This is a genomic window from Streptomyces sp. NPDC006512, from assembly GCF_040611935.1.
Lineage (GTDB): Bacteria > Actinomycetota > Actinomycetes > Streptomycetales > Streptomycetaceae > Streptomyces.
Genome location: NZ_JBEXPG010000026.1, coordinates 1 through 13,341 on the forward strand (window position 1 = coordinate 1; position 13,341 = coordinate 13,341).

At 69.8% G+C, this 13,341-nt stretch carries 16 protein-coding genes and 1 pseudogene; 4 read left to right on the forward strand and 13 right to left on the reverse strand.

The window, feature by feature from the left end:
• The first annotated feature begins 271 nt into the window (after positions 1-271).
• Positions 272-913: a transposase gene (locus tag ABZZ17_RS19290; RefSeq protein WP_356877502.1), complete on the forward strand. Its 642-nt coding sequence runs from the start codon at positions 272-274 to the stop codon at positions 911-913.
• 10 nt (positions 914-923) lie between these two features.
• Here ABZZ17_RS19290 and ABZZ17_RS19295 read toward each other — a convergent pair whose 3' ends face one another.
• Positions 924-1,454 carry a hypothetical protein gene (locus tag ABZZ17_RS19295; RefSeq protein WP_356877503.1) on the reverse strand — a complete coding sequence of 177 codons (531 nt, stop codon included), beginning with the start codon at positions 1,452-1,454 and terminating at the stop codon, positions 924-926.
• Positions 1,455-1,666: 212 nt separating this feature from the next.
• On the opposite strand from ABZZ17_RS19295, the gene ABZZ17_RS19300 reads away from it, so the two are divergent.
• Positions 1,667-2,119 carry a hypothetical protein gene (locus ABZZ17_RS19300; protein ID WP_356877504.1) on the forward strand — a complete coding sequence of 151 codons (453 nt, stop codon included), beginning with the start codon at positions 1,667-1,669 and terminating at the stop codon, positions 2,117-2,119.
• A 182-nt stretch (positions 2,120-2,301) separates the two neighbouring features.
• Positions 2,302-3,093, forward strand: coding sequence for a PIG-L deacetylase family protein (locus ABZZ17_RS19305; RefSeq protein WP_356877505.1), 792 nt, complete (start codon positions 2,302-2,304; stop codon positions 3,091-3,093).
• Positions 3,094-3,226: 133 nt separating this feature from the next.
• Here the strand turns inward: ABZZ17_RS19305 and ABZZ17_RS19310 are convergent, their stop codons facing one another.
• The 5 genes from ABZZ17_RS19310 to ABZZ17_RS19330 all read right to left on the reverse strand — a co-directional run bounded on the left by ABZZ17_RS19310 (position 3,227) and on the right by ABZZ17_RS19330 (position 8,674).
• Positions 3,227-3,415: a DUF4236 domain-containing protein gene (locus ABZZ17_RS19310; protein WP_356877506.1), complete on the reverse strand. Its 189-nt coding sequence runs from the start codon at positions 3,413-3,415 to the stop codon at positions 3,227-3,229.
• 166 nt (positions 3,416-3,581) lie between these two features.
• Positions 3,582-4,364 (reverse strand): lysophospholipid acyltransferase family protein, encoded by a 783-nt coding sequence (locus tag ABZZ17_RS19315; protein WP_356877507.1) that lies wholly within the window; start codon positions 4,362-4,364, stop codon positions 3,582-3,584.
• Positions 4,365-4,528: 164 nt separating this feature from the next.
• The gene (locus tag ABZZ17_RS19320) at positions 4,529-5,962 is read right to left on the reverse strand and encodes a hypothetical protein (RefSeq protein WP_356877508.1); all 1,434 of its coding nucleotides are present in this window, start codon (positions 5,960-5,962) and stop codon (positions 4,529-4,531) included.
• A 27-nt stretch (positions 5,963-5,989) separates the two neighbouring features.
• Complete coding sequence (locus tag ABZZ17_RS19325; RefSeq protein WP_356877509.1) at positions 5,990-7,444, reverse strand: hypothetical protein; 1,455 nt, start codon at positions 7,442-7,444, stop codon at positions 5,990-5,992.
• A gap of 381 nt (positions 7,445-7,825) precedes the next feature.
• Positions 7,826-8,674: a MerR family transcriptional regulator gene (locus ABZZ17_RS19330; protein ID WP_356877510.1), complete on the reverse strand. Its 849-nt coding sequence runs from the start codon at positions 8,672-8,674 to the stop codon at positions 7,826-7,828.
• A gap of 200 nt (positions 8,675-8,874) precedes the next feature.
• On the opposite strand from ABZZ17_RS19330, the pseudogene ABZZ17_RS19335 reads away from it, so the two are divergent.
• Positions 8,875-8,988, forward strand: a pseudogene (locus tag ABZZ17_RS19335) (transposase); the annotation flags it as partial.
• Positions 8,989-9,045: 57 nt separating this feature from the next.
• Here the strand turns inward: ABZZ17_RS19335 and ABZZ17_RS19340 are convergent.
• From ABZZ17_RS19340 to ABZZ17_RS19370, 7 genes are all read right to left on the reverse strand, one after another.
• Positions 9,046-9,456: a Rid family hydrolase gene (locus tag ABZZ17_RS19340; protein ID WP_356877511.1), complete on the reverse strand. Its 411-nt coding sequence runs from the start codon at positions 9,454-9,456 to the stop codon at positions 9,046-9,048.
• Positions 9,457-9,737: 281 nt separating this feature from the next.
• Positions 9,738-10,313 carry a hypothetical protein gene (locus ABZZ17_RS19345; RefSeq protein ID WP_356877512.1) on the reverse strand — a complete coding sequence of 192 codons (576 nt, stop codon included), beginning with the start codon at positions 10,311-10,313 and terminating at the stop codon, positions 9,738-9,740.
• 175 nt (positions 10,314-10,488) lie between these two features.
• Complete coding sequence (locus tag ABZZ17_RS19350; RefSeq protein ID WP_356877513.1) at positions 10,489-10,857, reverse strand: PRC-barrel domain-containing protein; 369 nt, start codon at positions 10,855-10,857, stop codon at positions 10,489-10,491.
• Between the two features lie 379 nt (positions 10,858-11,236).
• Positions 11,237-11,398, reverse strand: coding sequence for a hydrophobic protein (locus tag ABZZ17_RS19355; RefSeq protein WP_356877514.1), 162 nt, complete (start codon positions 11,396-11,398; stop codon positions 11,237-11,239).
• A gap of 348 nt (positions 11,399-11,746) precedes the next feature.
• Positions 11,747-12,193, reverse strand: a complete 447-nt coding sequence (locus tag ABZZ17_RS19360) for a DUF2267 domain-containing protein (protein ID WP_356877515.1) — start codon at positions 12,191-12,193, stop codon at positions 11,747-11,749.
• Positions 12,194-12,245: 52 nt separating this feature from the next.
• The gene (locus tag ABZZ17_RS19365; protein ID WP_356877516.1) at positions 12,246-12,641 is read right to left on the reverse strand and encodes a DUF2267 domain-containing protein; all 396 of its coding nucleotides are present in this window, start codon (positions 12,639-12,641) and stop codon (positions 12,246-12,248) included.
• A gap of 129 nt (positions 12,642-12,770) precedes the next feature.
• Positions 12,771-13,205, reverse strand: coding sequence for an Hsp20/alpha crystallin family protein (locus tag ABZZ17_RS19370; RefSeq protein ID WP_356877517.1), 435 nt, complete (start codon positions 13,203-13,205; stop codon positions 12,771-12,773).
• Positions 13,206-13,341: the final 136 nt, after the last annotated feature.

Below are 13,341 nucleotides of genomic sequence, written 5' to 3' on the forward strand. Positions count from 1 at the left end.
GGCCTGACGAACTCCCACTCGGCATCAGACAGTTCATGGCGACGTATCACGACACCATGATCCACCAGTGACGATCATTTGAAGACACTGCCTAGAGGTCTCAGATCCCGCGGCACTGGCAGCGTTGATTGGGCCACCGGAGGCCGCAGACCCTCCAGACAGCCAGCTCCTTGCCCGAGTCCGGCAGTGGCACACGGATATCCACCACCTCCGCGACCGAGGCTGGACCATCAGCGCCATCGCACGCCGCCTCGGACGGGACCGCAAGACGGTGCGCCACTACCTGACCACCGACCTCGACCAGATCCTCGTCTCCGCCCGCGAGCGTCGGCCCAACGGCCACATCAACCGCTTCAAGCCCTACCTGCAGCAACGCTTCCGCAGCGGCCAGACCAACGCCGCAGGGCTCTTCCGTGAGATTCGCGAACGCGGATACCGCGGCAGTCGCGTCGTCGTCACCAAGTACATCGCGACCCTCCGCGCCGGCACCGCCGCCCCCGAACCACCACTCCCGATACCCAGCCCGCGCCGCATCACGACATGGATCATGCGCCGCCCCGACACCCTGACCGACAAGCAGCGCGAACAACTCGACCGAATCCTGGACGCCTGTCCCGACCTGGCCACCGCCCGCGACCTCGCCCACGAGTTCAGTGCCATCGCCCGCGAACGCCGAGGTCACGACCTCACCGGCTGGATGGCCCGCGCCCTCGACCAAGGCCCACAGCCGGTCCAGGGCTTCGCAGCATTCCTCCAGAACGACTGGGACGCCGTCGTCAACGGCCTGACGCTCCACTGGAGCTCCGGCGCCGTCGAGGGGCAGGTCACACGCATCAAACTGATCAAACGCCGGTCATACGGCCGCGCTTCCTTCGCCCTCCTACACACCCTCGTCCTTGCCCACCCACCCTGATCCCACAGCATCAGACGCGTCGCCCGCGCTTGGTCTTCACGTGCACCCGGTTGCGAAGCTCGGCCTGGTAAAACGCGGCTTTGCCGCCGCCAAGCCCGAAGGATTCAAAGATGTCCGCCACCGTTTCGGCGTCTTCTGCCGTACCCGTGAGCCCGATCTGGACAAGCCTCCAGAACCCCTCCTGAACGTGGTGCCTGCACCCCTCGCCCAGACCCGCGCTTCCCGCAGTCGGCCCGTAGTCACCGGAACCCGCAGCCACCAACCACAACGTCTGCAGCAGCACGTCCCGGGCCAGGGTGGAGAGGTCGCCCGCCAGCGCAGCCATGATCACACCGACCGCCGGCGGAGTGCACTCGAAGATGATCGTGCTTTCCTCGACGTGACCATCGAGGGTGTATCCGATCATGTCTTGGGGCGTCTCAGCAGTGATGATCGCCTCGATCAGGAGCGGCACATGCTCCGCAGAGTCACCGCAGCCGCACTTCAACGATGCCCAATCGACGCGTCGCAGTTCTGCGCGTACCAGTTCACCGACCACCACCGCGGCCCCCCTCCAGGCATGCCGGACCCCCGGGCCCGGCGCTAGCGATCAAGCATCGGCCAACCACCGGTCCCCTCGCCATCGCGTGCGTCACGAAATATTCGCCACAGCCTCGAAACACCCCAGATCGGGCCGCCGCGCACCAGGCGGCGAGACGACAGGGACATGGCATAGACTGAACGCGTTCAAATCAGTGAGGACCGGGGGGACCCATGGCGGCCAACACGCACACCACATCGGACAGAGAGCCGGAAATCGAGGCGAGGAGGCCTGCCGCTCACCCGTGGCAGACCAGGATCGCGCTGGCAGCCCTGCTACTGCCGCTGCCGTGCGCCCTCGCCGTCGCGGTCGACGGCGGGTCGGTCTTCCGTCTCACGGTCCCCGCGCTCCTCCTCGGGATACCACTGGCCCTCCGCCGAAACCGCGCATGGTTCATGACCTCCAGCGTCATCACCGCCGTCCTGGTACTCGGGTGGTCAGCCGTCGGCGTCCTCGAAGGAACCTGGACGTTCCTTACCTCCGCACCCATGCTGATCTGCGCGAACTTCGCCGACCCCCGCGCATACCGGACACCGGCCATCATCGTCACCACCCTCGCATGCCTCATCGCCACACCCCTCACACTGCTCACCCTCACCATCGCCGCCCTGCTCATCAGGTCATAGAGCCACACTCAGATCCCCGCCGGACAGACGCCATCCACGAGCAGAATCGGCCCCGTTACACGGATCCCGAGTCAGGCCCGAAGGGCCAGGGGCTTGCGCTCCAACAGACCCGGGGGCGCGGGAGGACCGGCGAAGACGCGCGCCTCTGCGGATCGGGGAGGGCGGACCGCCACTATCGGTCCATGACGACGCGAGATGAAACGGGCGCGTTCCGCCCTCAGGGCCCGCTGCCGCCGCTTCCGGAGGACTGGGAGCGGTGTCTGGCCGTGGCGGCGCATCCGGACGACATCGAGTACGGCGCCGCCTCGGCCGTCGCCCGCTGGACCGCTCAGGGCAAGCGGGTGACGTACCTGCTCGCCACCCGTGGTGAAGCGGGCATCGACGCCCTGCACCCCGCCGAGGCCGGACCGCTGCGCGAGGCCGAGGAGCGGGCCGGAGCCCGTGAGGTCGGTGTGGACACGGTGGAGTTCCTCGACCATCGCGACGGCGTGGTGGAGTACGGCCCCGGCCTGCGCCGCGACATCGTCCGCGCGATCCGTCGGCACCGGCCCGAGGTGGTGGTGACGGGTGCGTTCACCGTGCGGATGGTCGCGGGTGTCACCAACCAGGCCGATCACCGCGCGGTCGGCCTCGCGGCCCTGGACGCCGCGAGGGACGCGGGCAACCGCTGGATCTTCCCGGAACTGGCCGACGAGGGCCTCGAACCCTGGGGTGGCGTCCGACTGGTGTGCGTGGCCGGCCCAGAACGACCCACCCACGCCGTGGACGTCACCGGCGAACCCCTGGAACGCGGCATCGCCTCCCTGTCCGCCCACGCCGAATACACCAGCGGGCTGGGAGAGCGGGGCTTCGAACCCCGCCCGTTCCTGACCTGGGCGGCACGGATGGGCGGCCCCGCACTCGGTGTCGAGGCGGCGGTCCTCTTCGACGTACACCACCTCACGTTCGAGGGGACGCCGCCCTGGGACCGGTAGGCCCCACGCCCCACGCGGCCCGCGCCGGGTGTGGGCGCGGAAGGCCGTCCCGTTCGTAGACGCGCCGTGCCTCATGCGCCACGCCCCCGGCCTGTCCGGCCCGGGGGCGTGGGGTCGGTGGGCCGCTCGCGGATCAGCCGCGGCGGGTCTTGCGCCAGCCGAAGGGGCCGGGCAAGTCCATCGAGGTGGTGCGGCGTCCGGTGCTGCTGTGGGTACGGCGGGGGCCGTGCTTGCCGCCGGTGGTGACCGACCACGACTTGCGGTTGATGTTGAGCCGGACACCGGGCAGGATCCTGAAACTCTTGCGGAACGTCAGCGGCATGTCGTCTCACTTCCTCGGTGCGGGTACGGGACGGGCGGCCGAACCGTGCCTGCGTTCAGGCCGGTTGACGTACCTCCCGTATGTCCGGCGCTCCCCGTTCCATGCGTCCTGGCTCCGTTGAGCACCGGGCGGGCGGGGGGGCTGACGTCCGGCGCCTGTGGCGAGGTCAGTCGAACAGGTTCTCCCGATCGGCCAGTTCGCGGTCGATCAGCTCTTGGACCGCTCTGCGCGTGGTCTCGCCGAGCAGTCGGGCGGCTTCCCGGCGGGCGGCCAGACCCTCGGGCCGCGCCGGCGCCGGGATCGGCTCCCCGACGGTGATGGTCCAGTTGGACGGCAGCGGGAACGGGGTGGTGAGCGGGAAGTACGGCACGCCGAGGAGCCGGGCGAGGGTCGGCACCTCGCCGAGCTTGGGGGTCGCCTCCTCCGCTCCGACGATCCCGACCGGTACCACGGGAGCTCCCGAGCGGATGGCGGCGACGGCGAAGCCGGGGTGGAAGGGCCGCAGTCGGTACCGCTCGGTGAACGGTTTCTCCAGGCCGGCAACGCCTTCCGGGTACATCCCGACGAGCCGTCCCGCGTTGAGGTGGTCGACGCCGGCCGTCGGGCCGATCGGGAGCGCGCCGTTGCGGCGCGCGTGCCGCCCCAGGATGGGTGTGCGGAAGACGAAGGGGGCCGCGAGGAAGCGCACGCGCCGGTCCAGGGCCCTGCCCAGGACCTTGTCCAGTACGAACGCGTCCAGGCCCCAGGCACCGGAGTGGTTGACGGCGATCACGGCGGGGCCCTCGGCCGGGATGTTCTCCAGGCCGAGCGCGACCACCCGGAAGTAGTCGTCGACCAGCCAGTCGAGGAGGCGGTCCCACGCCACCTCGCCGGCTTCGCCGAGCAGCCGCTTGGCGGAGTCGATTTCCGCCCCGGCCGCCTTGATCATCTCGGCCACACTGTCCCTCATGGTGGGACCTCACTCTCGCATCGCGCGTCACCGACGGGATGTCGACGGGACGGGTTCTGCCGGTTCAACGTGCGTGGGCGCTGTTGATCACGGGTGATCGCGACGGCGCGGATGAAGTCGTGCGTTCGAGAGCGGTCGGACGAGCGGCGCCCGCGCGGGTGGGTTCAGCCCGAGAACCACCTCGCGGCCTGCCGGACGTCGGCGGCCGCGTTCGCGCACCGGTCGGCGTGCGCGAGGAGGGCCGCCCGGAACCGTTCGCCGGTTTCGCTCCCGTTCCAGCCGGTATCGGCGGCGCAGGCGGAGAGCCGCTCCGCGTGGTGGTCCAGCCGGTCCGCGTCGACCCGTCCCCGCGCCCCGTACGCCGGTAGCCGGTCTCCGTACGCTTCCGCTGTCACGGGGGGACCGTCGGCCTCGACGAGGGCGACGGCAACGGACTCCGGACTGAGGCGGCCCGGGAGGCGGTCCAGGGCGAACCGCGGCGCGAGGAGGACGGGGCGCGCCCCCGCGGTGGCGCCGCGGACGACTTCCCGGCCCACGAGCGCCGCGAAGCGCGCGGTGGCGCAGCCGGACGGGCTGCCGCACAGGGCCCACGCCGGATCGGCGGGCTCCCCCGGTGTGCGCCGCCCCAACATGGCGCGGTCGTAGAGGATTTCGTCTCCCGGGGCGATCGCCGGTCCGTCCGTGTCGAGCGGCGCACGGACCGGGTACACCAGGGCGGGCAGCGAAGGGTAGTGCTCCAGGGCGAGGTCCACGGCGGCGTCCGGAGAGGTCACGGCGCCCGTGGTCGCGCCCGCGGCGAGCAGGGCCAGCGCCTGGAGCGCCGACACGCTGGTGACCGTCGACACCAGGGCAAGGGCGTGCGCGACGGCCAGGTCCCTTTCCGGCGCGCCCTGGGACCGGGCTGACAGCCGGCCGGCCAGGGAACCCGGCTCGGGGTCGGCGAGGTACGGGGCGAGCCGGCGCCGCAGGGCCGCCGCCCGCTCCTCGTACGCACGGCTGCCCACGGCGCCCGTCGCAGCCCTGACCATCTCGCTCAGCAGGGTGTCCGCGGCCGCGCCGGCCCCCAGTACGACGTGTCGGCTCAGCCGCAGCATTACGGTGTGCCAGTGGTCCCCGTCCAGGGCTCCGTCCTCACGCCGGGCATCGAGCACCGCATGCAGGTACCCGCCCACCCGGGTGGTCAGCCCGGCGAGTTCCTCCTGCGTCAGCACATCCCACGCGCCCGCCGGGACCACGTGCGGCGAGAGGCCGCGGCGGCGCCCGTCGGTGGCGAGAGCGGACGCGGTTCCCAGCGCACCGGCTCGGTCGGCACGGGCCAGCAGGTCCTCCGCGTCCGCACGGGCCAGCGGCACGAGAAAGGTGCCGAAGGGCGTACTGAGCCGCACCGGTCGCCCGTCCCGACGGTCTTGCAGGTGTGTCACCAGCCGGCGCTCGAGGCCGGCGCGGGTGAGCGCGTCCAGACCCAGCGTCCGCGCGGGCAGGTCCGCCCACGGCAGACAGCGGGCCACCAAGGCGGCGCTGAACAGGACGTTCTCCAGAGGCCGGGCCGTCTCGGGTCGCGGGGCGGTGGTGGCCGGGGCGTCGTACGGGGTGGTCATCGCTTGGTCTCCCTCGTGGTCACGCGGTCACTTGTCGCGGAGCATGTACGGCTGGTTCCCGACGACTTCGCCGTCGTAGGCCGCGATCAGTTCGTTCACCCGGTCCCGGTGGTGTGCCATCTCCCCGCGCAGGGTGCCGGAGTACGCCTGCGGGGCGTGCGACAGCGGGTAGTCGTACGACTCGTCCAGCCAGGTCAGTTCGACCCAGCCGGCGGGGAGGTCGTGGGGAGAGGCAGGGCCGCGTCCGTCGAGCATGGGAATCACGTCGTGCTTGTTGACCAGGCTGATCACCTGCGTGGTGTGGTCGGCCGGGCGCTTGTTGTCGATGGGTGAGCCCAGCGTGACCACGTGCGTGATCCGGTAGGTCGACGCCAGGTCCACGTCCATCGCCAGGTTCATCGCCGTCAGCCCGCCCAGGCTGTGTCCGACGAACATCACCTCGGACCCGGCCGGCACCCCCGCCCGGCGCAGCAGCTTCCGCGCGGCGCGCGTGTAGGTCGTGTCGGAGCGCAGGCACCCGTCGAAGGCGCCGATCAGGTCCTGGGGAGTGCTGTTGCTCGGCAGCCCGAAGCTGGTACCGGGCAACAGGAGCACGTACCTGACGTGGCCGTCGGTGCATGCGACGCGCCGCAGCAGCACCAGGCCGTGATTGCCGAGCGTGCCGATGTCGTTGATGTAGCTGACGATGTCGTTGCAGGACGTGCGCAGGGCCTTCGCCAGGATGGAGTCGGGTTCGATCCGCTCCGCGCGCCCGGGACCGGGATTGAGGAACCCGAGCACCGAACTGGGCAGTCCGAAGAAGGGATCCGTGGTCGGTACGCTGCCGGCGAGGGTCACCCACGAGAAGTCGTCGTTGACCGGGTTCTCGTCAAGCAGTCCCAGCAGCCCCAGGAGCTCCATGATGACGGGGCTGACGGTCGTCAGGGCACGGGTCACGCCGAGCCGCTCGACCAGCGCGTGCAGGGCCCGCAGTGCCTCCCACCGGTTGCCCTTCACCATGGCGTCGGTGAGCCGCCTCGCCAGTACGGAGTCGAGGTTCGGGTGCTCGGCCACCGCCGCCTCGATCCTCAGCGCGAAGGCGTCCACGGCCATGGCCACCGCGGCCGGGCGGCGGTAGGTCACGCTCCCCGCCATCCGGGCCAGCTCGCCGACGACTCCACCGTTCGGACCGAACCCGAGCCCCGAAGGGCTGGTCAGCGCCTTGGCGCACGACACCGCCGTACCGAACGCCCACCCGGGGCGGCGCAGGCAGGCGAGGCCGAACCGCCAGCTGCTCAACGCGCCCGTCAGATCCGCTCCGGCCCGCTTCGCGGTGAGCGCCGCGTCCGCCAGCAGCACGGAGGCGGCGATCAGGAGCTCCGCGTCGGGCTGCCCCGTCGTGGAAGGAGCCCGGCCGGGCACGGCGTCCAGCGTGTCCACGGGCGGCCCGGACTGCCCCGGAATCGGCTGAGCTGCTTCGACGACCACCTGATGAGGCGTCACGGTCTTCCCTCTCGTCGCTGTGCGGGCGCTTCACCGCACTGCCCGGCTTTCCGCCAGGCATCGTGGCACCGGCGCCGATCCGCCGCGCCCACCCGAGAGGCCGGCGGGCGACGGCGGTGGGCCTAACCGTCGGCGGTCGGCGCCCACCCTGCGGCTGCGTGCCGCCGGTCCCACCGGGTACGGGACGGGCACGGCGGGGCCGGGCCCGCCGCGCATCTCCGTGCAACTCGAAGGATGAGAGGGAGGTCGCCGCGTTGACGGGTGCCACCCCTGACCCCGGTCATGCGCACGGGAGGCCGGTGGCCGTGGTCCGACACCGCGGAGAGGCGCCGTGCCGGGCGCGACCGGCTGCCGGGCCGCATCGGTGCCGGGCACGGGCGATCATTGGTCTGCGGAGTGGGTGTCGGCGTCGGCGAGGAGTTGTGCCGTGAGTTCGATACAGCGCATCCGGGCGGGAGAGAAGTCGTAGGGCATTTTGGTGATCGCCTTGAAGGCGCTCATCTGTGTGTCCTCCTCCCCTGTCAGGTCGGCGTCGTAGATCTCGAACAGCTCCTCCTCTGCCGCATCCAGCCCAGCCGCCTCGATGGCCCGATCCAGGGCCTTTTGTTGGGCACAACGCTGTACAGCGAGTTCTTCGACGCGTGGGTCGTGGGTATCGACGCCGTCGTCGAGAGCGGCCTCGGCGGCGTCGAGACGGTCGTCCTCGGCCCTCAGCTCGGGGTGGGTGGCCAGCACGATGAACACGCTGGCTTGGACGGCGGCGCCCAGCGGGCCGAAGACCCGTTCCGTGACCAACAGGGCGTCGAGGTCGGAGGGGCGCAGTGCGCCCGGGGGCAGGTGGCTGAGCCGGTCCGTGACCAGTTCGGAGAGCAGCCCCAGCGGGTTGCCCACCGCCTGCAGATGGCGGACAGCGGCGCGCTGACGTTCGATTTCGGCCGCCCGCGCCGCCAGGGTCTCCTCCAGCCTGCTCAGGATCTCCTCGATGTCGCGGGCTTCGTCGAAGGCAGCCCGCATGTCGTCCAGGCTGATGCCGACCGCTGCCGCCTTCCGGATCCACAGCAGGCGGATCATGTCGTCGTAGCCGTAGCGGCGGCGGCCGTCTCCCCCTCGCGCCGGCTCCGGCAGCAGGCCGATTGCGTGGTAGTGGCGGATGGCACGGGGGGTGGTCCCGGCGAACGCGGCCGCATCACCGATCTTGACCTGGCGGGGAGGCGTGATGGAGGGGTACATGAGAGGGAGCCTTTCGTGCTGTGGTGCCTCGACCACACCACATGCCGCTACGGCAGGTGCAAAAACACCGTCCAGGTTCCACCAGAGCCAGGCCCTGGCTGCCGCCGGAACTGATCCAGGCGGGCCCCGCACGGTCCAGGTGTCACTCGTCGACAGCCCCCCATCGCCGCCGACGCCGGGAAGCACGACGGAATCATTCACGGCTCAGCACTGGGATGCAGCGGCGTGAACTGCCCGAAAGGTTCGGCCCGTGGAAGATGGTCCACATGCGGTACTTGCCGTGGTCGGCCGACCGCACCTGGGAGAGGCTCCTCCAGCGCATCCCGGCCGCCGCCAATACCGATGCCGATTCGGCAGAATGGCCCGTCGGCTCAGGAATCAAGCACGGCGGCGACGGCTTCGATCTCTACGAGCTGGCCGTCATAGCCCAGCACGGTGACACCCATCAAGGTGCTGGGCACGTCGTGGTCACCGAACGCGTCCCGGACAACCTCCCACGCCGTCACCAGGTCTTCCCGCCGGTGAGAGGCAACGAGAACACGGGTGCTGATGACATCGTGCAGTGACGCGCCCGAGTCCGTCAGAGCGGTCCGCATGTTCTCCACAGCCTTGGCCGCCTGCCCCGCGACGTCCCCGATCGCCGCTGTGGAGCCATCCTCATTCAGAGGACATGCTCCGGCCAGGAAGATCAGCCGCGACTCGGCCGGGGCCGTGGCCGCGTAGGCGTACTCCGCAACATCGGACAGGGAGGCAGAGCGAATCAATGTGACAGCACGCGGCACGGGCTTCCTTTCGCAGCAGTTCCGGGTCACTCAGGACCTTCTCAGAGGTCGGCTCCGCGTTCGACACATTTTCCTGGCCCGTCGACTCCGTGATGGGCGCCACTGCCGTCAGCCTCCCCACGCAGTGGCGGGGTTGGTCTTCCCGTCGGGGCCGCCGCTGGAACCTGGCCGCCGACGACGCCGAATGCGAGGCTCTGTTCGGGGTCGCGAAGGACTGCCCGAACACCTGGAAGCCGGTTATGGGGTAGGTCAGAGGCGGCGAGCTCCTTGACCGCATCCTGCTATCTGGGCCGCTGGAACCTGGCCTCTCGTTTGATCGCCTGGAGGAGCCGTGCATCGGCGGCGGTCGCGCGCTCCCCTGCCGCGTCGAGCCTTCGCAGGTTGGCCTCCTGCTTCTCTTCGGCACTCGGTTCCGGGATGGGCGGCAAGGGCGCCGAAGTCAATCCGAAACTGTCGGTGGCTACCACGACCACCCGTATCCGCCCTTCGACAAGGTCCAGGGCGTATGTCCACGAGTGGACAGCATCGAAGAACTGGTTCCAGAGGTCCGCGACCTGCCGCGAGCCGAACATCTCCACTTGCGCCCCGACCAGCCCCAATGCCGTCATGTCAGGGACCGTGTCGTTGTCGGACCCACGGTCCACGCGCGCGGCAATCTCCTGGCGCATCCGCGCGAGGGCGACGCAGGACTGGACCGCCGCCCCGTAGGCGTCCATGCGACGGTTCCAGATCAGGTGACGGCGCTCGCGGGCACGGGTCAGCAGATGAGTACCGGCAACGGTCGATGTCGTCACCACCGTCGTCACAACCGTGGCGATCAGGGTCGCCTGTACGGGTGTCAGGTTCATGAGGTCCATGAGACCGCAGTCTCAAGGCCTGCCCCACACCTCCGCAATGGCGGCACGATAAAGGCGCCGGCGCTGGCGGTGAAGCGGAGTGCCCATGATGTCCCGGGCGAGCGGAGCCACGGCCAACGGCTCGGGCCCCGGCAACCTGTTGAGGGTGCCGGGGCCCAAGCCGTGAAGGGCGCGGTCAGGACGGGGGGCCGCCGAAGGGGGCGCCGGTGCCGTAGTAGGTGCCCAGTTCCTCGCGGTAGCCGGCGTCACCGATGTGCTTGTCACGGTGGAACTCGGGAGCGTCCTTGATCTGTTCCTTCGTCCGGTCGACGTAAACCTTTCGCTCGTCCGGGTCGATCCGCACCACCGTGCTCGCCGGCAGCAGGACCTCCTTGCCGAAGATCCACACCCCGGTGTCCACGACCAGGTAGGCGTCACCGACCTCGTCGGAGTGCTTGTCCACCTTGCCGATGCTCCCGTCGGTCGCCTCGACCTTGTATCCGGTCAGGTCCGTACCGGCCAGGTGACCCGCGGTCGACTTGTAACTCCACACATGCTCAGTCACGCGAAAACAACTCCTCCGGGTAAAGCGAGAACCATAAGGAAAACAATTCCCCGCCGGCTCCCGTTCCTTCCGTACAACTCGTGCGGCGGATGGCGCATTCTCCGTTCCGCCTGGCAGCCACATGCCCCGCCCTTGCGGCTTCATTCCCCCGGATCGGGTTCGGGGGCCGGGACGGCCGTCGATCATTGGAGGTGAGCAGGTCCCCTGCTGCGTCACGGCGGCCGTCCCGGTTACTCCCCCAGGTACCCCGGATAGACGATTTCACCCGGTACCGGACACCCTGCGCCCGCGCGCGGACATGGCTGTGGCCTGCCACCCTCGTTCGGAGAGGGTGACAGGCCACCGCCATACATGTCTGACCTGGGCTTCCGCCGGTCGGCTACCAGCGGTACCAGCGGCCGCTACTGCCCTTCGGGCGGGCCACGAAGCCGATCAGCCAGAGGATCAGGACCGCGATCGCGACCCACCAGAGAATCTTCACCGCGAAACCGGCACCGAAAAGAAGCAGAGCGAGCAGAAGAACGAGAAGCAGGGGAACCATAGTTATCAACCTCCAGAGAACCGAATGCCCTCGCACCTGCCGCTCATGCGCGGGAAACTTACCTGTTTCTTATCGGCACTGACGGGAACACGCACGTCCCCGCATCGCAGGCGTGCCGGTACGCGTATCCGCCGCAGTCGATTTCACAGAGCGCCGCCATCAGCACAGGTTCGCAGTACCTGGAACTCTCAGGTTGCGGAATATCGGTAAGGCCGAACAGCCCGTGGTGGCGCGTCCCACGCCCGGCTCCATCTCGACAGTCCGCTCCTGCACACCCGGAAGGCGAGTTCCGCATCCGCTCGATGGGCCGGTCATGCGGATCCGGTGACGGGCCTGGGCTTCGCCAGGTCAGGCGGCCGCGGGCAGGTGTTGGCCGAGCTGGGCCTGGCCGAAGAGGAGTGCGTAGCCGTCGGGGAGCTGCTGGAGGATGCGGGCGAGGAGGCCGGGGCCGGCGAGGGCGGCGACGGGGGCGAGGACGGCGCCGGTGTCCCAGCGTGCGACGGCCGGGCTGACGCCGGTGCGGGCGGCGAGTTCTTTGACGAAGCCCCAGCCGGTGAGTTGTCCGGCATCGGGGGCGGTGGAGGTGAGGGCGAGGGCGGCTTCGGCGGGCAGGCGGCGGGCGAGGTCGACGCGTTCGTCACCGGTCAGCTGCCGCCCGAGGGCGCTCAGAACGTTGCGGACGGCTTCCTCGGCGCGTTCACGCGTGGGGTAGGCGCCTTCGTAGCGGACGCGTTCGAGCATCTGGTCGTACGTCATGGCCGCGGGACTCCGGTCGGGTCGGGTCTGTTCGTACATGACGGTGGCTTGCCTTTCTGTGCAGGTCGTAGGGGGCGTCCGGGGGGCCGGGTCAGGTGGGGTGGGGGTGGCCGAAGAGGAGGTCGTAGCCGGGAGGGAGCTGGAGCAGGATCTCGTGGGTGAGTCCGTCGCCCGCCGCGGCGGCGACGGTGGACAGGACCGCGCCGATGTCCCACAGGGCCGTCTTCTCAGTGGCGCCTTCGATCCAGGCAGCGGTCGCGCGGACGAAACGTTCAGGTGAAAGCGGTTCGGCGGCCTGGAGGGGGTTGAGGAGGATCAGGGCGTAGGTCTCGGGGAGCCGGGCCGCGAGCTCGGCCCGCACCGTGCCGATCAGATGCGCGCCCAGCAGGGCCAGGACGACGCGGGCCACGCGCTCGGCGTCGTCGCGGGTCGCGTACTGGCCGCGTTCCTGGACGTGGGCGAGAAAGGCTTCCCGACGCATCGACATCACGTCACCCCCACGGGAGAGGACGAAGGAGAAGGAGGAGAGGAAGAAAAAGGGGCGGCGGCGGGGACCGGGGTGCCCGGGGGGAGGGGGTTGGGTGGCCCCTGCCCCCGCCGCGGTGGAGGGGGTGGTTCAGCTGGAGATCTGCTTGCGGCCGGTCTGGCCGGTGATGCTGATCTTGCGGGGCTTGGCGCGCTCGGCGATCGGGATGCGCAGGGTCAGGACACCCGCGTCGTAGTCGGCTTCGATGCGCTCGGTGTCCAGGGTGTCGGCCAGCATCACCTGGCGGGAGAACACGCCCAGGGGCCGTTCGGAGAGCTCCATCTGCACGCCGTCGGACTTGCCCGTGGGCCGGCGCTCGGCCTTGACGGTCAGCATGTTCCGCTCGACGTCGATGTCGATCGCCTCCGGGTCCACACCCGGGAGGTCGAAGGCGATCACGTACTCGTCGCCCTGGCGGTAGGCGTCCATCGGCATCACGGACGGCTTCGACCACGTGCCCGACGTACCCGACAGCTGCTGGACGATCCGGTCCATCTCGCGGAACGGGTCAGTGCGCATCAACATCGCGAAACACCTCCAGTTGGTTCAGGCAGAAACTGCCAATGCGCTTCAACGTGCATCCGTTGTAACATGTCATCCAGACGATGACAAGCAGAGTGTCACTGAAAGAGTGACCTGGAGAATGTCGTGTACTGGGTGA